Source organism: Ruegeria sp. AF1, from assembly GCF_056542125.1.
The window spans coordinates 68,122-88,036 of record NZ_JBQFZG010000010.1 but is presented as its reverse complement, the minus strand read 5'-3'; the positions used below and the strand labels follow the sequence as shown (position 1 = coordinate 88,036).

General features: G+C 57.9%; 23 protein-coding genes. 14 read left to right on the top strand and 9 right to left on the bottom strand.

The window, feature by feature from the left end:
* Positions 1-2 precede the first annotated feature (2 nt).
* Positions 3-647, top strand: coding sequence for a queuosine precursor transporter (locus ACR0BK_RS14215; protein WP_480555124.1), 645 nt, complete (start codon positions 3-5; stop codon positions 645-647).
* A 338-nt stretch (positions 648-985) separates the two neighbouring features.
* Here the strand turns inward: ACR0BK_RS14215 and ACR0BK_RS14210 are convergent, their stop codons facing one another.
* Positions 986-1,852, bottom strand: a complete 867-nt coding sequence (locus ACR0BK_RS14210) for a LysR family transcriptional regulator (protein WP_480494973.1) — start codon at positions 1,850-1,852, stop codon at positions 986-988.
* A 256-nt stretch (positions 1,853-2,108) separates the two neighbouring features.
* On the opposite strand from ACR0BK_RS14210, the gene ACR0BK_RS14205 reads away from it, so the two are divergent.
* Positions 2,109-2,357 carry an EF-hand domain-containing protein gene (locus ACR0BK_RS14205; RefSeq protein WP_480474506.1) on the top strand — a complete coding sequence of 83 codons (249 nt, stop codon included), beginning with the start codon at positions 2,109-2,111 and terminating at the stop codon, positions 2,355-2,357.
* 18 nt (positions 2,358-2,375) lie between these two features.
* Positions 2,376-2,741, top strand: coding sequence for an SPW repeat protein (locus tag ACR0BK_RS14200; RefSeq protein ID WP_480555122.1), 366 nt, complete (start codon positions 2,376-2,378; stop codon positions 2,739-2,741).
* Positions 2,742-2,790: 49 nt separating this feature from the next.
* Here ACR0BK_RS14200 and ACR0BK_RS14195 read toward each other — a convergent pair whose 3' ends face one another.
* The 4 genes from ACR0BK_RS14195 to ACR0BK_RS14180 are packed head-to-tail and all read right to left on the bottom strand — an operon-like array spanning position 2,791 to position 5,517.
* Positions 2,791-3,825: a succinylglutamate desuccinylase/aspartoacylase family protein gene (locus ACR0BK_RS14195; protein ID WP_480474510.1), complete on the bottom strand. Its 1,035-nt coding sequence runs from the start codon at positions 3,823-3,825 to the stop codon at positions 2,791-2,793.
* Between the two features lie 5 nt (positions 3,826-3,830).
* Positions 3,831-4,736, bottom strand: a complete 906-nt coding sequence (gene rimK, locus ACR0BK_RS14190; protein WP_480474512.1) for a 30S ribosomal protein S6--L-glutamate ligase — start codon at positions 4,734-4,736, stop codon at positions 3,831-3,833.
* Positions 4,733-5,233, bottom strand: coding sequence for an ATP-dependent zinc protease family protein (locus ACR0BK_RS14185; RefSeq protein WP_480474514.1), 501 nt, complete (start codon positions 5,231-5,233; stop codon positions 4,733-4,735). The genes rimK and ACR0BK_RS14185 overlap by 4 nt, the downstream gene beginning before the upstream one ends.
* A 5-nt stretch (positions 5,234-5,238) precedes the next feature.
* On the bottom strand, positions 5,239-5,517 hold the full coding sequence (locus ACR0BK_RS14180) for a hypothetical protein (protein ID WP_480474516.1): 279 nt from the start codon (positions 5,515-5,517) through the stop codon (positions 5,239-5,241).
* Between the two features lie 96 nt (positions 5,518-5,613).
* Here ACR0BK_RS14180 and mgtE point away from each other — a divergent pair, with 96 nt between their 5' ends.
* Together mgtE and ACR0BK_RS14170 are read left to right on the top strand one after the other, a co-directional pair.
* The gene (gene mgtE, locus ACR0BK_RS14175; protein ID WP_480555120.1) at positions 5,614-6,978 is read left to right on the top strand and encodes a magnesium transporter; all 1,365 of its coding nucleotides are present in this window, start codon (positions 5,614-5,616) and stop codon (positions 6,976-6,978) included.
* A gap of 56 nt (positions 6,979-7,034) precedes the next feature.
* Complete coding sequence (locus ACR0BK_RS14170; RefSeq protein WP_480474520.1) at positions 7,035-7,484, top strand: CBS domain-containing protein; 450 nt, start codon at positions 7,035-7,037, stop codon at positions 7,482-7,484.
* A 40-nt stretch (positions 7,485-7,524) separates the two neighbouring features.
* Here the strand turns inward: ACR0BK_RS14170 and ACR0BK_RS14165 are convergent, their stop codons facing one another.
* Entirely contained in the window at positions 7,525-7,896 is a 372-nt protein-coding gene (locus tag ACR0BK_RS14165; RefSeq protein ID WP_480555118.1) for a YybH family protein, read from the bottom strand.
* A 376-nt stretch (positions 7,897-8,272) separates the two neighbouring features.
* On the opposite strand from ACR0BK_RS14165, the gene arfB reads away from it, so the two are divergent.
* The 6 genes from arfB (at position 8,273) to smpB (ending at position 12,403) form a co-directional block, all read left to right on the top strand.
* A complete protein-coding gene (gene arfB / locus ACR0BK_RS14160) occupies positions 8,273-8,692 on the top strand; it encodes an alternative ribosome rescue aminoacyl-tRNA hydrolase ArfB (protein WP_480555116.1) in 420 nt (139 codons plus the stop codon).
* Between the two features lie 60 nt (positions 8,693-8,752).
* Positions 8,753-9,499, top strand: a complete 747-nt coding sequence (locus ACR0BK_RS14155; protein WP_480474526.1) for an SDR family oxidoreductase — start codon at positions 8,753-8,755, stop codon at positions 9,497-9,499.
* 82 nt (positions 9,500-9,581) lie between these two features.
* Positions 9,582-10,598 carry a P1 family peptidase gene (locus tag ACR0BK_RS14150; RefSeq protein ID WP_480555159.1) on the top strand — a complete coding sequence of 339 codons (1,017 nt, stop codon included), beginning with the start codon at positions 9,582-9,584 and terminating at the stop codon, positions 10,596-10,598.
* A gap of 113 nt (positions 10,599-10,711) precedes the next feature.
* Positions 10,712-11,125, top strand: coding sequence for a c-type cytochrome (locus ACR0BK_RS14145; protein WP_480474528.1), 414 nt, complete (start codon positions 10,712-10,714; stop codon positions 11,123-11,125).
* A gap of 200 nt (positions 11,126-11,325) precedes the next feature.
* A complete protein-coding gene (idi, locus tag ACR0BK_RS14140; protein WP_480555115.1) occupies positions 11,326-11,868 on the top strand; it encodes an isopentenyl-diphosphate Delta-isomerase in 543 nt (180 codons plus the stop codon).
* A gap of 58 nt (positions 11,869-11,926) precedes the next feature.
* Positions 11,927-12,403 carry an SsrA-binding protein SmpB gene (gene smpB / locus ACR0BK_RS14135; protein ID WP_267365868.1) on the top strand — a complete coding sequence of 159 codons (477 nt, stop codon included), beginning with the start codon at positions 11,927-11,929 and terminating at the stop codon, positions 12,401-12,403.
* On the opposite strand, the gene glpK is transcribed toward smpB, so the two are convergent.
* The 3 genes from glpK to panB form a co-directional block, all read right to left on the bottom strand.
* Positions 12,400-13,878 carry a glycerol kinase GlpK gene (glpK, locus tag ACR0BK_RS14130; RefSeq protein ID WP_480555114.1) on the bottom strand — a complete coding sequence of 493 codons (1,479 nt, stop codon included), beginning with the start codon at positions 13,876-13,878 and terminating at the stop codon, positions 12,400-12,402. The two genes, smpB and glpK, sit on opposite strands and share 4 nt — an antisense overlap.
* A gap of 68 nt (positions 13,879-13,946) precedes the next feature.
* Entirely contained in the window at positions 13,947-14,798 is an 852-nt protein-coding gene (gene panC / locus ACR0BK_RS14125) for a pantoate--beta-alanine ligase (protein ID WP_480555113.1), read from the bottom strand.
* Entirely contained in the window at positions 14,795-15,634 is an 840-nt protein-coding gene (panB, locus tag ACR0BK_RS14120; protein ID WP_480555112.1) for a 3-methyl-2-oxobutanoate hydroxymethyltransferase, read from the bottom strand. Before panB ends, panC begins: the two co-directional genes overlap by 4 nt.
* Positions 15,635-15,802: 168 nt before the next feature.
* On the opposite strand from panB, the gene ACR0BK_RS14115 reads away from it, so the two are divergent.
* The 3 genes from ACR0BK_RS14115 (at position 15,803) to ACR0BK_RS14105 (ending at position 19,912) form a co-directional block, all read left to right on the top strand.
* Complete coding sequence (locus tag ACR0BK_RS14115) at positions 15,803-17,290, top strand: ABC transporter substrate-binding protein (RefSeq protein ID WP_480555110.1); 1,488 nt, start codon at positions 15,803-15,805, stop codon at positions 17,288-17,290.
* 168 nt (positions 17,291-17,458) lie between these two features.
* The gene (locus ACR0BK_RS14110; RefSeq protein WP_480555109.1) at positions 17,459-18,418 is read left to right on the top strand and encodes a ligand-gated ion channel; all 960 of its coding nucleotides are present in this window, start codon (positions 17,459-17,461) and stop codon (positions 18,416-18,418) included.
* Positions 18,419-18,661: 243 nt separating this feature from the next.
* Positions 18,662-19,912, top strand: a complete 1,251-nt coding sequence (locus ACR0BK_RS14105) for a sarcosine oxidase subunit beta family protein (protein WP_480519599.1) — start codon at positions 18,662-18,664, stop codon at positions 19,910-19,912.
* Positions 19,913-19,915: the final 3 nt, after the last annotated feature.

Here is a 19,915-nt window from a genome sequence, read left to right as displayed (position 1 = left end):
ACATGCAACGTAACTTTATTCCCGGCATTATTGCCATGGCCGCCATTGTTGTGGCCTCGAACATTCTGGTCCAGTTCCTGATCCTTGACGGGCTGCTGACTTGGGGTGCTTTCACCTATCCGCTGGCCTTTCTGGTCACTGACATCATGAACCGCGTCTATGGCGTTGGTCCGGCCCGCAAGGTCGTGTTTGCCGGATTTGTCACCGGTGTCATCTGTTCGCTGATCGGCAGCCAGATCATGTTGCAGGGTGACGGGTTCACCTATGCTGCCGTACCGCTGCGCATCGCCGTTGCATCGGGAACCGCTTTCCTGATCGCGCAACTGACGGATGTTACCGTGTTCAATTCCCTACGCGGTGGTCGCTGGTGGCGTGCGCCGCTGGTGTCGACGCTGGTAGGGTCGGCACTGGATACCGCGATCTTCTTCACGCTTGCCTTTTCGGCTTCGGTCACCTTCTTCGGCGCCAATGCCGACGCTGCAATCAACTGGGCGTGGGAACCTGTTCCTTTCATGCTGTCCGGCTCGATGGCACCGCTTTGGGTGACGCTGGCTTTTGCGGACTGGATGGTGAAGCTTTCACTGGCGCTGATCGCCCTGATCCCGTTCAAGGTGATCGTTGCGCGGCTGACTGCGCAGCCTGTGTAAAAAAACGCTTTGAGAATGGCACAACTTGTGGCACGCTTCTTTTCAACCGCAACAGATAGAAAAGGAGGTGATCCAGTGTCAAGAAAGAGATTGGAGAGAGGTGTCGGAACAACCGGGGGGATCGCCCGTTAGGGCAGCCCTTGGCGGAGCGCTCGCTCCGGCTGGTCGATTGATCTAACCGACCCGACCTCCTGAACTTTCGAAGGGCCGTCGTGCTGGGGCGGCCCTTTTTGTTCCCGTCACCTTCTGGGGGCGGTCAAAATTCACTATGCGCTGGGGCTGGCTGAGTTCGATCCAATGTTAGAACCCGATCGCGGCAAAGGCGTGAATACGTGTTGTCAAAGCTTCGGTGCCTGGCCGCGTGCACTTGATGTCTGGCAAAGCTGCCGAGCGGCCTGACCCGGATATCCTTCTTCCTCGCTTTCATCGAACACGACATAGGCGGCATAAGCGAATCTGGGTGCCGTTTCGACCAGCTTGAGCCACCCGTTGCAAAGTTCCGGTTCGACAACGCGCCTAGGGAAATATCCGGCCGAGGGAACCGACCGAAGATATTGCAGGCCGAGGGTGCCTATACCCAGCTGAAGGCGCGGCGCATCAAGCCCTGGAAAGTTCAGCATATGATCGGCGCGAAACTCCGGGCCCCAGTCTATCAGGATATAAGCGTTGCCCAGATCAGCGGGGAGGGCTTCCGGGCCGCTGCTGACAAGAACAAACTCGTCCTCGAAAAGCTGGAGCGCGGTCAAGCCAGGTGCGTTTCGCGGCCGGTACATGATGGCAAGATCCAGGTTGCCTTCCTCGATCTCGCGCGTGAGTGTTTCCGACGGGGCCGCTGTCGCCCGGATAGCGACGTCAGGTAGTGCCGCCATCAACTCGGGAAGGGCGTTGATCAGATAGCCGTCCCAAAGGCTTGGTGTTGCGCCGATTTCCAAAGCAGCTGCCATCGAGGCAGGCAGACCGGCATCCAGCTTGGCCTGGGTCCACGTTCGCACCAGAACCTGTGCATGTTTGAGGAAATGTCGACCGGCAATGGTCAAGGTCGCACCAGACTTGCTGCGTTCAAACACGGGCTGTCCAAGCTGTTGTTCGAGCGTTCGGATTCGCATGCTGACGGTCGATTGCGTAACATGGACCTTGTCCGCTGCATCAAGAAAAGTGCCGGTTTCAACGACCGCAAGGAAGGTTCGGGCGAGTTCAATATCCATCGTTCACCTATTTGAATATTCGATATTATTGGCGATATAAATTCGTTATTCAACGCTATGCGAATGTGCGATATACGCCTTGTAGCGCGAAAGTGCCCCCACCGGATCGGACCGCCAATCAACAGTTTTCATCGCAAAGTGGACAACCCGATCTGCGGAACAGGTGCAATCTGTCTGCCTTAGATAAGCCTCCGACACCCTAGCGCTGCACCAACCCCTCAATGGGTAAACCGCCCATTCCCTGATGGAGAACAAAATGAGTCGAGTTTCTGTTGTTGCTCTGCTCGCGTCATTCCTTGCCCTTCCGGCCGCTGCCTTGCCGGTAGGACTGGACACGGACGGTGATGGTCTGGCTTCGCTGACCGAGCTACAGACAAAGTACCCCGATATTACCAGTGAGAGCTTTGCCGAAATTGACACGGATGCCGATGGTTTCGTCAATGACGAAGAAATGGTCGCCGCGGTCGAGGCCGAGTTGCTTCCTGATCCCAAAGGTGACGAATAAGCCGGGGTTGCCAAGAACATGAGAAACCCCTCTCCACCCTACAGGTGGATGCTTGCCGGGATGGGTATCTGGTTAGTGCTGTCCCCATTTGTACTGTTCAGCCAGAAAACCCTAGCTCACGGTTCGTCTGACCGTGAGTCGCTCGCCTTCATGACGATCGGTATTGGTGTGTTGGTCATGTCAGGCGCTAGCGGCCGGGGCCACCTTCTCGCACGGGTGGCTCCGGTATTGGCGGTTGGGGCAATACTGATCGCCGCGCCGGAGGTGCTGCATTTTACCGGTCATGGTGTGGCAGTGGCAAATGCTTGGCTCACGGGATCTGCGCTGATCGCGCTCGCCGCTTGGGAGGCGCTGGCGAGCAACAGATTGCGTGCAATCCTGTAGGCTGGCGCGGGGCGGGCAACTGCCCCGCGTTTTCTTTTGGCTCCAAAATCTAAATGATCTCGTCCTCATCGAACATCGGATCGCCGTCAAGCTGGCTGGCAATCGTATCGACCCGCATTTCGACATCCGAGCCGGTCGTTTCAGCAATATGAAACAACGCGTCGCCTTCATGAACGACAGGCAGATTTGTACGCCCAACGATGATACCCGTGGTTTCGCAGATGATATCGGTCCTGAGTTCTCCGAACGGGTCGGAAATGCGTCCAAGCAGGTCACCAGCGGCGACGTATTCTCCGGCGGCTTTGAAAGTCCGCAACAGGCCACCGGCGGGCGCGCGCATCCACGAACTTGACCTGACATGGACAGGCTTTTCGCGCACAGCGGCGATGCCACGCTTGGCAACCATTCCCTTTGCGTTCATCACCCGAAGGATGCCTGCAACCCCCGCCCGCGCAGACAGTTCGTCGAAACGCAGACCCTCACCACCTTCGAACAGCAGGATATCCACACCACGCTCTTGCGCGGCCTTGCGCAGTGACCCGTCGCGCAGCTTTGAAATCAGCACAACAGGCGCACCGAACGCATCAGCGTATTTGAGGGTGACATCCGAAGCCGGAGAGACGCGGATCTGCGGCAGATTGGTGCGGTGTATCGCGGCAGAATGAAGATCAATCCCCAGGTCCGACCGCTCGACGATCTCGGTCATGAAAAGATGCGCCAGCCGACCGGCCAGCGACCCTCCTTCGCTGCCGGGGAAGGATCGGTTCAGGTCGCGCCTGTCAGGAAGGTATCGGGAATGTGTCATGAAACCAAAGGCATTCACGATCGGGATAACCAGCAAGGTACCCGCAAGCTTGTCAAGCTGTGGCGCCCGAAGCAGCCGCCGTGCGATCTCCACGCCGATCACCTCATCGCCGTGAACGGCGGCACTGACAAACAGGACCGGTCCGGGGCGGCGGCCGTGAACCACGTGTACTGACATGCTCACTGGGGTATGATCCGACAGCACGCTGACCGGCAAATCCAGAGTGGTTCGTGTACCGGGCGGTACGCGAAAACCCCCGATTTCAAAGGGACCGCGCATCGCCTCTACCCACGGCCTCGTGTCTTCGTGTTGCCTTTGGCCGCATTCTTTTCGAGAAATTCGATGATTTTGCCCGCGACATCGATGCCGGTGGCCTTTTCAACGCCTTCAAGCCCGGGTGAGGAGTTCACTTCCATAACCACGGCACCGTGATTGGCCCGCAGCATATCGACACCACAGACATTCAGGCCCATCGCTTTGGCCGCACGCACGGCTGTCGAGCGTTCCTCGGGCGAGATTCTGATGGGCTTGGCGCTGCCACCCCGATGCAGGTTTGATCTGAACTCGCCCTCGGCCCCTTTTCGTTGCATCGCCGCGATCACCTTTCCACCGACCACAAGCGCACGAATATCCGTGCCGCCTGCTTCCTTGATGAACTCCTGTACCATGATGTTGACCTTGGCACCGCGAAACGCCTCGACCACGGATTTTGCCGACCGGTTTGAATCCGCAAGCACCACGCCGATGCCCTGCGTGCCCTCCAGCAGCTTGACCACCAGCGGAGCGTCCCCTGCCAGTTTGAGAACTTCGTCGGTCTGTTTCGGGTCATGCGCGAAGGTGGTGACCGGCAATCCGATCCCGTCACGTGCCATCAGCTGCATGGACCGCAACTTGTCACGGGATCTGCCAATTGCAACCGACTCGTTGAGCGGAAAGACACCCATGATTTCGAACTGCCGCAACACGGCCAGCCCATAGAATGTGACCGAAGCGCCGATCCGTGGGATCACCGCGTCATAGCGCCCAAGCTTCTTACCGTCGTAATAAACCTCGGGTCGGCGCGACGCGATATTCATGTAACAGCGTAGCGTGTTCACGATATCCAACTGGTGCCCGCGTTGTTCAGCAGCCTCTTTCAGACGCTGGTGGGAATACAGGTTTGGATTTCGGGCAAGCATGACAAGCTTCATTGATGTCGTCCTTCTGCGTCCTTGGATCTTGTCTTGCTTTTCATCTTTTTCGGATCTTTTCGTGCATCCAGAAGATATGAGTGGCCGGGATCGACAAGGATCCCACGCCTGCGAATGGCGGTACGGCCAAGGATCAGATCAAACTCCATCCTCGCGCGATTGGCCAGCGAAACGTCGATTAGCCACCGATGCCGTCCAAGCAGAAGCTGTGTTCTGACGATCAACCGGCGTTCCGGAATGCCACCAGTGTTCTTGATTTCCCGCTCGTCTACAACCCGCGTACGCACCCGGCCCGATGACCGGCGGTTATGGACCGGGATCATGAACTCGACCCATCGTTCGCCATCAACCTCGAACACGGTCTGGTCCACGGCATGCAGGGCTGCGGTTCTGGCACCTGTGTCTATCTTTGCCGGAATATGCTCGATCCCGAAATCAGGCAGGCTGATCCGCTCGCGCCATCCTATGACTTCGGGGTATCCTGTTTGTTTGACCATGGCGACTAAGCCACGCTGTCATCATTGGCGCGCCGGTAATTCACAAACGAATTCGCGCTCATTACAACGTAAAAACTATCCATATCGATTAACACGTACCCAAGTTCAAAAAGCGCGATCGACAGGGCGCGGATATCTGTTTCATACAAACGCCTGCGCCTGGCGATCCGACGCACCAGCTTGTCCGGAATGCGATACCGTCCGCTGACCTTGCCGCCAAACTCCTGATCGTACAAGGCGGCCAGACGTTCGGCTGCGGCTGATATCCAGTCATTTTCCTGCATGCACTTTCTTACAAATCAGAATTTTTTTTGTCTATAGGCAAATATTTTCTGTTATATGGGTGAAAGTAAGAAACTTTTACCCCCACAGGTCGGCGGATGAGCGATACGGACTCCTTACCAAGGGAAACAGGGACGCAGCTTCAGCTGGCGTTGGAAAATCGCGACGGGGCGGCGCTGGCAGACCTGCTTGATCCGCTTTCGCTTAGCGATGCCTTGCGGGAATTGCTCAACCTGCCCGTTGACCAGCGAAGCGCCGCGCTCTCGTTGCTGCCGCCGGAACGTGCGGCCGAACTGGTCGAAGAAGCGCCAAACGCGCTGGCGGTCGATCTTGTTGAACGCATGTTTTCCGATCAGGCCGCCGAAATTATCCTTGAGCTGGATTCCGACATTCAGGCGGATGTCATCGGGGAACTTGAAGACGCCGATGCAGAAGCGATCCTTGCCCGGATGAATCCGGAAGATGCGGCGGATGTCCGGCGACTGGTCGAGTATGACGACGATGTCGCCGGTGGTCTGATGGTGGCCGAAGCCTTTACCTTTTCCGATGGTGATACAGTCGGAAAGGTTCTGCGGCGTTTCGCTCATGAAGAGTACGACCTTGAACGTTACCGTGGCCAGCACCCTTACGTTTTGAATTCCGATGGCGTGCCTGTCGGGGTGCTTTCATTACGTAGCCTGCTGTCCACACGGCGAAGCATCAAACTCACCGATATCATGGTGCCCCCTATCACGGTTCCGGCCAGCATGCCGCTGGAAGAACTGGAGGACCTTTTCGATGAGCACCCTTTTCTTGGGTTGCCGGTTGTCGAAACGGACGGGAATCTTGTGGGTGTCGTTTCCCGCTCTGCCGTGAATGAGGCCCTGCTGAAGCGCGCGGAATCGGCAAGCCTGAAACGCCATGGTGTCTTTGGAGACGAACTGCGATCGATGCCTTTGCCGCTCAGGGCGCGGCGGCGGCTTCAATGGCTGTCGGCCAACATCGTGCTCAACGTAATCGCGGCCAGCGTGATTGCCGCCTACGAACAGACCCTTTCTGCCGTGATCGCTCTGGCTGTGTTCCTGCCGATGGTCTCGGATATGAGCGGTTGTTCCGGCAATCAGGCCGTTGCGGTCAGCATGCGCGAGCTGTCGCTTGGTCTGGTCCGGCCCATTGATGCTATGCGGGTCTGGCTAAAAGAGGTTTCGGTCGGCATCATCAACGGCTGTGTCCTTGGCCTGCTGATCGGACTCGTTGCCTGGATGTGGAAAGGAAACCCGTTTCTGGGTTTGGTGATTGGCGGCGCGCTGGGTTTGAACACGATCATCGCGGTATCGATCGGTGGCGTTCTGCCTTTGCTGTTAAAGCGCATCGGTCAGGACCCGGCGGTCGCCAGTGGCCCTTTGCTGACAACGATCACAGACATGGCAGGGTTTTTCCTGGTCCTGAGCCTTGCAACAGCGATGATGCCGCTCCTGAATTAGTGTTTTTCATGCGCCCCGATCAACACAGGGGTCGGGCGCTCAACCACGAGGAAGACATGACGATCTCAAGCATTGTCAAAACGCAGAACCTTAAAAAGCCGCCATTTTGCGACACTGACACAACGGTGTTCGATGCGGCCGTCACCATTGCGTTGCTGGATGTGAACGCGCTGGCGGTTCTCAGCGAAGGGAAGCTGGTCGGGATAATCACGGATCATGACGTGCTGCTGTGCCTGGCGGATTCCGGCTCAGCTTTCTACAAGCAGACAGTGGGTGACTGGATGACGGAAAAACCTGTCACCTGCGCGCTGGGCTCGAAGTTGTCCAGTGGTCTTAATCTGATGGCCAAACACAAAATCCGAAATCTTGTCGTAACTCAGAATGGAAAAGCAATTGCCATCGTCAGCAGTAAAGAAATCCTGGCACGGGTGCATGAGGAAGACGAGTTGGAGCTGAATGTGTTGCGTGACATCGCCCGCGGTGCTCAGGGCCAATCAATAGCCTGACACCCCGGTTCCATGTCTGCTCACTCTACATTCAAGGCCGCTATGGAAAGTCACTGTTAAAGATGGAAATGCTGACTGTCCAGGTGCCATCCGTCTGGCGTTTCAGGACGTTCACAAACTTCCCTTTCTCCGGCGGGTCAGAATCAGCGATAGCAAAAGACCCGACCTGATAGGCGGTACCTCCATCCACACTGAAATCGATCAACTCATTTGTATGCGTTCCACCGGTGTTTTCTTTCATTCTTTCCCGATAGGCTGCGATGAACGCCTCGCGCCCGCGCAGCAGGGGTTCTCCGGGCGCCAACAACATGACGTCTTCGGTAAAGAACGCAGCGCAGCCAGCAGCATCGCCTCGGTTAAATGCCTGATTGTACGCTTCATCAAAGTCTTCGAGCACGCGCCTCATATCCATGACGATCCCTTTCACAACCAACATTCACGAAAGATCGTTGCAGCCCTTCGCGCATTCGATTCTGCATAAGTAACGCAATATGGCCACAGCGTTGGCGGCACCTGACGTTAAATGAGCTGGGCTTGGAATACCTGACGGCGAACGCAACTGATGCGAACGGACGTCCCAGCCACCGCCAGGATTCTGCATTGTGCGAACTGCCAAAGCAGGCTTGATCGCACATATGCACTGCGCTAGGCACCGAGGATGAGGAGACTTGCTGAAATGCTGTGCCGCTATGGCTTACGCCCGCCCGCTTGTTGCGGGTTTCCGACGGCTCGGGTCAGGATCGCGACTCTTCCTTTTCATTCGCCCAAGTCACCAAGCTGACACTGACATGCTGCGCATCACCGAAGATATTGCTCTGCAAGACTGGGAAATGACCGAGAGCTTTGTGCGGTCGTCCGGTCCCGGAGGGCAGAATGTCAACAAGGTGTCGACCGCAGTCGAGCTGCGCTTCGAAGCGGTACGCTCACCGTCCTTGCCCGATCCGGTCAAGGTCCGGCTAAAGCGACTGGCCGGGCGACGCTGGACCAAAGACGGCGCGATCATCATTCAATGTGAGGAAACACGCTCGCAGGCCCGCAACCGTGAAATCGCGCGCGCGAGGCTGGCAGAACTGATCGCCCGCGCGCTGGTCAAACCCAAACGGCGGATCGCAACGAAACCGACCTATGGTTCGGTCAAGCGTCGACTTGCCGCGAAAAAGGCGCGTGGCGACGTCAAGGCGCTGCGGGGCAAGGTGTCTGAAGATTGATCTGGCATCTTGCCGGGGCGTTGATAGTCTGGCCCGCAAAGGCTGCAAAAGGGCAACGTCATGAGGCTGGAGGGAAAAACCGCAATCGTCACCGGTGGTGCATCGGGTTTTGGCGCGGGGATCGTGCAGAAATTCCTGGCCGAAGGCGCACGCGTCATGATCGCGGACATCAATGGTGACGCAGCCGCTGATATGGCGGGGCAACTTGGGGCCGGGGTATTGGCGCACCAGGTCGACGTCGGCGACAGGGCTTCAGTTCAAAAGATGGCGGACACGGCACTCGCCGCCTTTGGGGCGCTCGATATTCTGGTAAACAACGCAGGTGTCACCCACTTGCCAACCCCTCTGGAAAATGTCACCGAGGATGATTTCGACCGGGTCTTCAAGGTGAACATGAAGTCCGTCTATCTGACCGCCCGGGCATTTGTTCCCCATATGAAGGCGCGCGGCGCGGGTGCAATTCTGAACGTAGCCTCGACGGCGGGCCTGTCTCCGCGCCCGAATCTGAACTGGTACAACGCGTCCAAAGGGTGGATGATCACGGCAACCAAGACCATGGCGGTCGAACTGGCCCCAACCGGCATACGCGTGAACGCGATCTGCCCAGTGGCGGGCGAAACACCGCTGTTGAAATCTTTCATGGGCGAAGACACGCCCGAGATCCGCGCCAAGTTCCTGGCGACCATCCCACTGGGACGGTTTTCAACACCCGAAGATATGGCCAACGCCGCCTGTTTCCTGTGTTCGGACGAGGCCAGCATGATCACCGGCACCGCGCTCGAGGTCGATGGCGGCCGATGTATCTGATCCGATCTTCATCTGGCCAAAAATATCCCCGCCGGAGGCAGCGCGCGCCCGCGCGCTTCCCCGCACCAATCCCGAGTTCAAGATGATCCCTGGACCAAGAAACCTGATTACCGATGTCCCCGGCCTGGCAGTTGGAAACGCTCAGGACGATGCGCTGAAGTCCGGGACCACGGTCCTCACGGCAGATAAACCGTTCGTTGCGTCGGTCCATGTGATGGGCGGGGCACCTGGTACGCGCGAAACCGATCTGCTTGCGCCTGATAAAACCGTCACAGGGGTGGACGCGCTGGTTCTGTCCGGCGGATCGGCCTTTGGACTGGACGCCTGCTCGGGTGTTTCAGATGCGATGTGGGCTGAAGGGCGCGGGTTTCCCGTCAGTTCAGCGAAGGTTCCGATCATTCCCGGCGCGATCCTGTTTGACCTGCTCAATGGCGGTGCAAAGGATTGGGCGGAAAACCCCTATCGTGCGCTGGGGCGGGCTGCTTATCTGGGCGCTTCAAAAGATTTTGATTTGGGGTCCGTCGGGGCGGGCACCGGGGCGTTGGCCGCAATGCAGAAGGGCGGGCTTGGCTCTGCCTCGTCCATTCTGCCTGATGGAGTCACGGTCGGGGCCCTCGTTGCGGCGAACCCGCTGGGCAGTGTTACAACACCGGGTGACCGGCATTTCTGGGCAGCCCCCTTCGAAGTTGGCGATGAATTTGGCGGGCTGGGCCCCGATATGTCGCCGGATCAAAGCCGGATCCGCCCCAGCCGAAAAGCGATGGCCATGAGGCCAGCGCAATCCGAGCGGACAAACACGACCATCGCCATCGTTGCCACGGATGCCGCATTGACCAAACCACAATGCCAAAGGTTGGCCGTTGCCGCCCACGACGGAATTGCCCGGGCGATCCTTCCCGCACACACACCCGGCGACGGTGATCTGGTTTTTGGCGTCAGTACCGGCGCCCGCCCCATCGCATCCGAAGCCGATCTCGCTCTGATCGGGCACGCGGCTTCGCTGTGCCTGTCCCGGGCCATTGCGCGGGCGGTCTATCTGGCGACCCCGGCGGAAGGAGACCTGTTGCCCTGCTGGACCACTGTACATGACTTAAGTTAAGGACACACCATGTGTCGCAGTGGCACTGTAGATGCGCGCGGCAATCCGCGCGTTGACACTTTTATGCGCCGGGGGTCCATTCGGTGCAGCCAATTTGTATCGGAGCACAAGCTATGAATCGTATCCTCACTATCGCAATCGCTGGCCTGCTGGCGCTGCCCGCTCATGCCGAAGGCGATGCCGAAGCCGGTGAGAAAGCTTTCAACAAATGCAAGTCCTGCCACATGATCGCTGATCCGGCCGGAGAAGTCATCGTCAAAGGCGGAAAAACCGGCCCCAACCTCTATGGCGTCGCTGGCCGCACTGCCGGAACCTACGAAGACTTCAAATATGGCGACAGCATCGTCGCAGCCGGTGAGAAGGGTTTGGTCTGGGATGAGACGTCCTTTGTGGAATACACGCAGGACCCTAAGGGCTTCCTGCAATCTTATTTGGACGACACCGCTGCCAAGTCGAAAATGACCTTCAAGCTGAAAAGTGGCAGTGAAGACGTCTTTGCCTATATAGTCAGTGTATCAGGCGAATAAACGCTAGCATTGTGCACCCACGCACAAGGACCAAAGGCCGCAGCCCCTGCGGCCTTTGGTGCGATTGATACCAGTGTAGAACAGCGCCACTTTGGTATCTGACGGCAAACCGCAGAGTGTGCCGCAACGCCAAGCCGACCCGGCAATAGCTAAACCCAACATCAGCGCCCGTCAGGCGGATTGGCAGCAGGAGAGGACAGATGGGCATTATGATCCCGGCTTGGGTTGATGGTGAATTGACCCCGGTAGACAAACTTGAAGCTCACGAAAAGGGCCTCAAGCACAAGGCCGTGTCGGTGTTTGTCGTAAGGGGCACCGAGATTTTGTTGCAGCGCCGGGCGCTGGGCAAATACCACACGCCCGGCCTGTGGGCGAACACTTGCTGCACGCATCCCGACTGGGACGAAAGCTCCTCAACCTGCGCCGTGCGCCGCTTGAACGAAGAGCTGGGGATCAAAGGTCTTTACCCTGAATACCGTCACCGTTTGGAATACCACGCCGATGTTGGGAACGGCATGGTGGAAAACGAAGTTGTCGACGTTTTTCTGGCCCATGTGCGCGGACCGCTGAAAATCGCACCTAATCCGGACGAAGTCATGGATATCCGCTGGATCGACTACCATGACCTGTTGGCCGAAGTGGCCCGCCACCCGGACCGGTTTACACCGTGGCTCAAAATCTACCTGCACAACCATGCGGACACGATTTTCGGCCCGGACCTGATCATTTCTGCCAAATCCTGACGCACTCCGAAAATCCCTGCCTTGCAAGGGCGGCCCAAGCCGCCTAAATCAACGCGTCATGGCCAAGCAGAAGACAGACCCGAATTACAAGGTAATCGCCGAAAACCGGCGCGCCCGCTTCGATTACGCAATCGAAGAGGACATTGAATGTGGCATCATCCTGCAAGGGTCCGAGGTCAAATCCCTGCGCGCGGGCGGCTCGAACATCGCCGAAAGCTATGCCACGGTCGATGACGGAGAGCTCTGGCTGGTCAACAGCTATATCGCGCCGTATGAGCAGGCCAAGATGTTCAAGCACGAAGAACGTCGCCGCCGCAAACTGCTGGTGTCCCGCAAGCAGATGTCGAACCTGTGGAACGCGACGCAGCGCAAGGGCATGACTCTGGTGCCGCTGGTTCTGTATTTCAACCACAGAGGACTGGCCAAGGTTAAAATCGGCATCGCCAAGGGTAAGAAAACCCACGACAAGCGCGAAACTCAGGCCAAGCGTGACTGGTCAAGGCAGAAGCAGCGCTTGTTGAAAGATCACAGCTAGAACGCCATCGCCGCCTGAACCGCCCGTTGCCAGCGATCATAGGCCGCGTCGCGTTCGGCTTGTTCTTGCGTGGGCTCGAACCGGCGGTCCAGCGCCCATGTTTGGGCAAAACCGGCCTGATCCGGGTATATCCCAGCTTTCATACCTGCCAGCCATGCGGCGCCAAGGGCGGTCGTTTCCTGCATAACCGGGCGATCCACCGGGGCACCCAGACAATCTGAAAGACCTTGCATTGTCCAGTCAGATGCACTCATCCCGCCATCGACGCGCAGGATGACATCCGCCTCGGCCCCCCAGTCGCCCTGCATGGCGTGCCACAGGTCGCGGGTCTGAAAGGCGATGCTTTCCAGCGTGGCACGGGCAATCTCGGCCCGGCCGGAATTGCGCGTCAGACCGAACATCGCACCGCGGCAATCCGGCTTCCAGTAAGGAGCCCCAAGGCCCGTGAATGCGGGCACCAGGATCACATGCTGGTTCGGGTCGGCCTGCGCTGCCAGATCGCCGCTTTGCGGGGCCGAATCGATGATCTGCAACGCATCGCGCAGCCATTGCACGGCGGCCCCGGCGATAAAGATCGACCCTTCCAGCGCATAGGTGCGCTGACCGTCCAATTGGTAAGCGATTGTCGTCAGAAGACGGTTTTTCGATTCAACCGGCTGCGCGCCCGTGTTCAGCAGTGCGAAACAGCCCGTGCCATAGGTTGATTTCATCATACCGGGCTGGAAACAGGCCTGACCGATGGTGGCCGCCTGCTGATCGCCTGCCACACCCAGAATGGGGATGTTCCCGCCAAGCAAGGTGGTTGCGCCGAAATCCGAGGCGCAATCCTGCACGTTAGGCAACATATGAACGGGTACATCCAGCAACTCGCAAATCTCAGCACTCCAGGCGCCTTTGTGAATGTCGAACAGCAGGGTGCGGGCGGCGTTGGTGGCGTCAGTGGCATGGACACGACCTTCGGTCAGACGCCAGATCAGGAAACTGTCGATGGTGCCGAACAGCAACTCTCCGGCCTCAGCCCGCGCGCGTGCGCCTGAAACGGTGTCCAGCAGCCATTTGACCTTGGTTCCCGAGAAATAAGGGTCCAGCAGCAGGCCGGTCTGGGCGGTGACGTCATCCTCACACCCGGCCTGCTTGTATCGGGCGCAGATTTCGGCGGTGCGGCGGTCCTGCCAGACAATCGCGTTATGGATGGCCTTGCCGGTCTGCTTGTCCCAGACCACGGTGGTTTCACGCTGGTTGGTGATACCAATACCCGTGATCTGGTCAGCCGAAACACCGGCGCTTTCCATCACCTCGCGACACACATGCATGACGCTGGACCAGATATCCTCGGGGTCGTGTTCAACCCAACCTTCTTGCGGGAAATGCTGGGGGAACTCCTGCTGAGCGGTGCCAACACGGTTCATCTGCCCGTCGAACAGGATCGCGCGCGAGGACGTGGTGCCCTGATCAATTGCCAGAATAAAGGTCATGTCCGCTCTCCCCGGTGTCATTTTGCGCGACTTTAGCGCAAACAACGGCGCCGGGGCCAGAGCAGAAATCAGACCGGATCGACGGGAATATTGTCGATCAGGCGGACGCCATCGGCCCAGGCCGTGACGAACAAGCGCGCGGGTTTGCAGGCATTGGGCAGGCTTTCCAGCGTCTCGGCGCAGCGCAGATCGATATATTCCACCTCGGTAAAACCAGCGTCCAATAATGCGGCTTTTGCGTCTTGCGCCAGCACCGTGAATTCCTTGCCAGCGGCAAGCTTATCCGCCACCCGCCGCATGACCTCGTTCATGCGGGACGCGACCTTTACGCCCTCGGGCGACAACAGCAGATTGCGCGACGACATCGCCAACCCCGAAGGCTCGCGCACGGTTGGGCAGCCAACAACCTCGATGGGAATGTCCAGATCGCGGGCCATGCGGCGCACCACCAGCAGCTGCTGGTAGTCTTTTTCCCCGAAATAGGCTCGATCCGCCTGCGTTTGCAGGAACAGCTTGGCCACTACAGTTGCCACGCCTTCGAAATGGCCGGGGCGGAAAGGGCCTTCCATCATGTCGGTCAAACCGGCCACGGATACCGTGGTGGAAAAGCCGTCGGGATAGATTTCCTGAGGGTCCGGCACATAGATCGCATCCACGCCATAAGGGGCCAGCTTTTGCGCGTCTTCATGTTCCGTGCGGGGATAGTTCGCCAGATCTTCGGGGTTGTTGAACTGCTTGGGGTTCACAAAGATCGTCACGATCACCCGGTCACAGTTTTCCTTTGCGGCCTGCGCCAGCGACAAATGCCCTTCGTGCAGTGCGCCCATTGTCGGTACAACGCCGATAACGTCACCTGCGCGGTGCCATTCTGTCGTCTTGGTTCGCAGTTCCGCCAGCGAGCGCAGGGTCGGCGCGGTCACGTCTTTGGTCCTTTCGCCGGAGCCTGATCAGCAAAGACATGTTCGTCCGCCGGAAATGTTCGCGCACGCACTTCGGCCGCATAATCTGCGATGGCGGCTTCGGCCAACGGGCCAAGCTCGGCATAGCGTTTGACGAATTTGGGTTTGAAGGCGGTGAAAAAGCCGACCATGTCATCGACGACCAGAATCTGACCGTCACAACCGGCGGAGGCTCCGATTCCGATGGTGGGGATGGCAACCTGTTCGGTGATCCTGTCGGCCAGACCTTGCGGCACTTTCTCAAGCACCACGGAAAACGCGCCAGCCTCGGTCACGGCGCGGGCGTCTGCCATGACGGTTTCGGCCTGCTCGTCACGCCCCTGCACCTTGTAGCCGCCCAGTGTGTTGATCGATTGCGGCGTCAGACCGATATGGGCCATCACCGGGATGCCGCGCCTGACCAGAAAGCGGATGGTTTCGGCCATCTCGACACCGCCTTCCAGCTTGACTGCCCCCGCACCTGTTTCCGCCATCAGCCGCGCCGCGTTGCGAAACGCTTGTGCCGGGCTTTCCTCATAGCTGCCAAACGGCATGTCGATAACCATCATCGCCGTGCTCAGCCCGCGTGCGACGGCCTGACCGTGCAGGATCATCATCTCCATCGTGACACCAAGGGTGGATTCCAGCCCGTGCAAAACCATCCCGACGCTGTCCCCCACAAGAACAAAGTCACAATGCGTGTCCATCAGGCGCGCCATAGGCGTTGTGTATGCGGTCAGCGAGACCAGAGGCACGCCGCCTTTTCGGGCGCGAATATCTTCGGCGTTCGGGGCCTTTTTGCGGGCGGTGGCGCTCATGGTTGGCTCCTGCAGGGCTTATGTTGCAGTGCGGCATAGCAGATCGGCCGGGGCCAAAGAAACCCCGGTTGCGCGAACATTCCCTTGATTGACCTCAGGTTTAAAGGAACACTGCCGATAAAACGGCCCGGAAAACATGGGCGCAGATTTTCAGTTGGGAGAGTTCACATGACAAAACACGTGCTTCGAACATTCGCGTCGACCGTGGCGATTGGCGCCAGCCTGTTGGCGACGCAGGTTTTGGCCAAATCCGACATCACCATCGCCATGCAGTTGGAACCCCCGCATCTGGATCCGACCAGCGCCGCAGCTCAGGCCATCGATTCGGTTGTCTACACCAACATCTTCGAAGGTCTGACCCGTTTCATGGGCGACGGCTCGGTCGTGCCCGGCCTTGCGGAAAGCTGGGAGATTTCCGAAGACGGCAAAACTTATACCTTCAAACTGCGCGACGGCGTGACCTTCCATGACGGCACGACTATGGATGCCGAGGATGTCAAATTCAGCCTTGACCGGGCCACGGCCGAGGACAGCGCCAACGCGCAGAAAGCTCTGTTTGCAGGGATCGAAAGCGTCGAGGCCGTGGATCCACTGACGGTCAGGATCACCCTGGCCGATCCGAACGGCAACTTCCTGTTCAACCTTGCCTGGGGTGACGCGGTGATCGTCGCGCCCGAAAGCATCGAGAACATCAAGACAAACCCGGTTGGTACAGGTGCATTTACCTTTGGCGACTGGGTTCAGGGCGACAGCATAACACTGAACCGCAACCCCAATTATTGGGGCGATCAACCCGCTTTAGAGACTGCGACGTTCAAATTCATCTCAGACCCGACAGCCGCTTTTGCGGCCATGATGGCCGAAGATGTGGACGTGTTCGACAACTTCCCGGCACCGGAAAACCTGCCCCAGTTTGAAGCTGACCCGCGGTTTCAGGTTCTGGTTGGATCGACCGAGGGTGAAACGATCCTGTCCACCAACAACAAACAGCCGCCATTCAATGATATTCGTGTCCGGCAGGCGTTGGCCCATGCAATTGACCGGCAGGCCATAATCGACGGCGCCATGTTCGGATACGGCACCCCGATCGGGACACACTTCGCGCCACACAACCCCGCTTATGTCGATCTGACGGGCCAGTCCGCGTATGATCCCGAAAAGGCCAGGGCTTTGCTGGCAGAGGCGGGATTTGAAAACGGGTTCGAGACAACTCTGCACTTGCCACCGCCATCTTATGCGCGCCGGGGCGGTGAAATCATCGCCGCACAGCTGGCCGAGGTCAGCATCACGGCCGAGATCATCAACGTCGAATGGGCCCAGTGGCTGGAATCGGTGTTCAAGGGCAAGGAATTTGGTCTGACCATCGTCAGCCATACCGAACCGATGGATATCGGCATCTATGCGCGGCCCGACTATTACTTCCAGTATGACAGCATCGACTTTCAGACGCTGATGGAGACGCTGAACACCACCACCGACCCCGAGGAACGGACCCGTCTTCTGGGTGAGGCACAGCGCCTCATCTCGAACGATTATGTCAATGGGTACCTGTTCCAGCTGGCCAAGCTAGGCGTCGCCAAGGCCGGTGTTCAGGGCCTGTGGGAGAACGCACCGACTGCGGCAATCGACCTGACTTCCATTTCCTGGTCGGAATGACACCAGTTGGCTGGGCCTGTTTGACGGGCCCAGCCTCACCATTGCGAAATGCGTTTCTTAACGATCATGAATAGCTTTGTTGCCGGAATCCTTCTTTTTCTTTTCGCGTCTGTCCTTCCAGGCGCAGGTTTTGCGCAGGGCTTGTTCCAAGGACAGCAGGACACCCTAGTGGGAACCCCCGACAACCCGCTGCAAGTCGGGGTTGGTATCAAGATCGACCAGATTACCAGCGTCGATCAACAATCGGAAAACTATGGTGCCGTGGTTGTTTTGCGGTTCGAATGGACAGACCCGGAACTGGCATTTGATGCGGCAAGCCTAGGTCGTGATTTTCGGGTTTTTGAACCGCCCGCTTTCGTGAAATACGCCGCTGAGCTGGACGTCGTAACCCCGGCTTTTGTTATCCACAACCAACAATCCAACCGATGGATTCATGAATCTGCAGTTGCCGTGCGACATGACGGTCATGTGACCTTTGTCGAAAAATCCTCGCTGACTTTGCAGGCTCCGCATTTCAACTTTCGCAAATACCCTTTCGATACACAGGAATTTCACTTCGAAGTCGTATCGGTGTTTCCTTCGCAGTTCGTTCATTATCACTCGCTTGATGAATACTCCGGTCTGGGTGACATGCTTGGCGAAGAGGAATGGATACTCGGCAATGCCAGGGCTCTGACTTCAACGACGACCGGTTTGTCGGGCGACGAAAGCGACCGGGTCGAACTTGTCTTCGAAGGCACCCGGCACCTGACTTATTACACCATCCGCATATTCCTGCCGATGCTAGTGCTGATCACAGTGGGATGGGCGCTTTTCTTTCTGGATGAATACCGGAAACGGATCGAGATCGCAGGCGGCAACCTGTTGGTCTTTGTGGCCTTCAACTGGGCCATTTCCGCTGACTTACCCAAGCTTGGCTATCTGACGTTTCTGGATTTCATTCTGCAATGCATGTTCCTGATGACTGGAACGATTATCGTCTTCAGCGTGATGCTGCGCAAATTGAAGACCTCCGGTCGGGAAGAGACGGCCAAAAAGCTCGACAATTACGCGATCAAATGGATTTACCCGTTGGGGTATGCAGCCATCATCGGCTATGCCGTCTTTGCCTTTCTGATGACGTCTTAGGCGCTGAATCCTACATTCTATGTAGTTCTGAAATCGCGTATATATCCTTGGCTACCGGCTTTTCTGACCCTTGTCGGCGTTGCAGGGCAGGGTGGCGGACACCGCGCTGCCAGCGACAGCGAAAATCGCAAGATTAACCATGCCCTGCTGATTGCCGTGGTGTCTGATTCAACGCAACAGATGTCGGATTCAAGAGTATCCAAATTCGGTTATTTCGCGGATTCTGAAAAAAAGGTCCGATTCATGCGATACTCTGGTTTCAAGGTCATCAAAGAGGCTCTTACCGGGCACAAAGGGTGGACACCGGCCTGGCGCGAGCCAGAGCCCAAGCCACATTACGACATCGTCGTCATCGGCGGTGGCGGTCATGGCCTATCTACGGCGCATTACCTGTCCAAGGTATTTGGCCTCCGCAATGTGGCGGTGATTGAAAAAGGTTGGATTGGTGGCGGCAATGTCGGGCGCAATACAACCATCATCCGCTCCAATTACCTGCTGGACGGCAACGAACCTTTCTACGAGTTCTCGCTGAAACTGTGGGAAGGTCTTGAGCAGGACGTAAACTACAACGCGATGGTCAGCCAGCGCGGGATCATCAACCTGATCCACACAGACGCCCAGCGCGACGCCTTTACGCGACGTGGCAACGCCATGATCCTGAATGGCGCGGATGCCGAGTTGCTGGATGCCGAACAGGTGCGCAAGGAATACCCGTTCCTGAACTTCAACGATGCCCGGTTCCCGATCAAGGGCGGGCTTGCCCAGCGGCGCGGCGGCACGGTTCGGCACGACGCGGTGGCCTGGGGATATGCCCGGTCGGCAGACAGCCACGGTGTCGATATCATCCAAAACTGCGAAGTGACCGGTTTCCGTATCGAAAACGGAAAATGTCTGGGCGTTGAAACTTCGAAAGGGTTCATTGGCGCAGGCAAGGTTGGCTGTGCCGTGGCCGGGAATTCGGGACGTGTCATGGGCATGGCGGGTATGCGGCTGCCAATCGAAAGCCATGTCCTGCAAGCCTTCGTTTCAGAAGGTCTTAAGCCGGTTCTGCCCGGCGTGATCACCTTTGGCGCGGGACATTTCTATGTCAGCCAGTCCGATAAGGGCGGGCTGGTCTTTGGCGGCGATATCGACGGGTACAATTCGTACGCACAACGCGGCAACCTGCCGGTGGTCGAAGATGTCTGCGAGGGCGGCATGGCCCTGATGCCGATGATCGGTCGCGCGCGTCTTCTGCGGATGTGGGGCGGGATCATGGATATGTCCATGGATGGATCGCCCATCATCGACCGGACCGGCATCGATGGCCTCTATTTCAATGGCGGCTGGTGTTACGGCGGGTTCAAGGCAACTCCGGCGTCGGGGTATTGCTTTGCGCATCTGCTGGCAAAGGATGAACCGCACCCGACAGCCACCGCCTATCGGTTCGACCGGTTCCGCACGGGCCGCATGATCGACGAAAAAGGTATGGGCAACCAGCCCAACCTGCACTGAGGG

Bases quoted from the DNA above. Each gene is read 5' to 3' on its own strand.
- ACR0BK_RS14115 (WP_480555110.1), top strand. From the start codon at position 15,803: ATGACAAAACACGTGCTTCGAACATTCGCGTCGACCGTGGCGATTGGC.
- arfB (WP_480555116.1), top strand. From the start codon at position 8,273: ATGCTGCGCATCACCGAAGATATTGCTCTGCAAGACTGGGAAATGACC.
- idi (WP_480555115.1), top strand. From the start codon at position 11,326: ATGGGCATTATGATCCCGGCTTGGGTTGATGGTGAATTGACCCCGGTA.
- ACR0BK_RS14105 (WP_480519599.1), top strand. From the start codon at position 18,662: ATGCGATACTCTGGTTTCAAGGTCATCAAAGAGGCTCTTACCGGGCAC.
- rimK (WP_480474512.1), bottom strand. From the start codon at position 4,736: ATGAAGCTTGTCATGCTTGCCCGAAATCCAAACCTGTATTCCCACCAG.
- ACR0BK_RS14200 (WP_480555122.1), top strand. From the start codon at position 2,376: ATGAGAAACCCCTCTCCACCCTACAGGTGGATGCTTGCCGGGATGGGT.
- smpB (WP_267365868.1), top strand. From the start codon at position 11,927: ATGGCCAAGCAGAAGACAGACCCGAATTACAAGGTAATCGCCGAAAAC.
- mgtE (WP_480555120.1), top strand. From the start codon at position 5,614: ATGAGCGATACGGACTCCTTACCAAGGGAAACAGGGACGCAGCTTCAG.
- ACR0BK_RS14155 (WP_480474526.1), top strand. From the start codon at position 8,753: ATGAGGCTGGAGGGAAAAACCGCAATCGTCACCGGTGGTGCATCGGGT.
- ACR0BK_RS14145 (WP_480474528.1), top strand. From the start codon at position 10,712: ATGAATCGTATCCTCACTATCGCAATCGCTGGCCTGCTGGCGCTGCCC.
- ACR0BK_RS14180 (WP_480474516.1), bottom strand. From the start codon at position 5,517: ATGCAGGAAAATGACTGGATATCAGCCGCAGCCGAACGTCTGGCCGCC.
- ACR0BK_RS14205 (WP_480474506.1), top strand. From the start codon at position 2,109: ATGAGTCGAGTTTCTGTTGTTGCTCTGCTCGCGTCATTCCTTGCCCTT.
- ACR0BK_RS14170 (WP_480474520.1), top strand. From the start codon at position 7,035: ATGACGATCTCAAGCATTGTCAAAACGCAGAACCTTAAAAAGCCGCCA.
- panB (WP_480555112.1), bottom strand. From the start codon at position 15,634: ATGAGCGCCACCGCCCGCAAAAAGGCCCCGAACGCCGAAGATATTCGC.
- ACR0BK_RS14195 (WP_480474510.1), bottom strand. From the start codon at position 3,825: ATGCGCGGTCCCTTTGAAATCGGGGGTTTTCGCGTACCGCCCGGTACA.
- ACR0BK_RS14150 (WP_480555159.1), top strand. From the start codon at position 9,582: ATGATCCCTGGACCAAGAAACCTGATTACCGATGTCCCCGGCCTGGCA.
- ACR0BK_RS14215 (WP_480555124.1), top strand. From the start codon at position 3: ATGCAACGTAACTTTATTCCCGGCATTATTGCCATGGCCGCCATTGTT.
- ACR0BK_RS14185 (WP_480474514.1), bottom strand. From the start codon at position 5,233: ATGGTCAAACAAACAGGATACCCCGAAGTCATAGGATGGCGCGAGCGG.
- glpK (WP_480555114.1), bottom strand. From the start codon at position 13,878: ATGACCTTTATTCTGGCAATTGATCAGGGCACCACGTCCTCGCGCGCG.
- ACR0BK_RS14165 (WP_480555118.1), bottom strand. From the start codon at position 7,896: ATGGATATGAGGCGCGTGCTCGAAGACTTTGATGAAGCGTACAATCAG.
- ACR0BK_RS14210 (WP_480494973.1), bottom strand. From the start codon at position 1,852: ATGGATATTGAACTCGCCCGAACCTTCCTTGCGGTCGTTGAAACCGGC.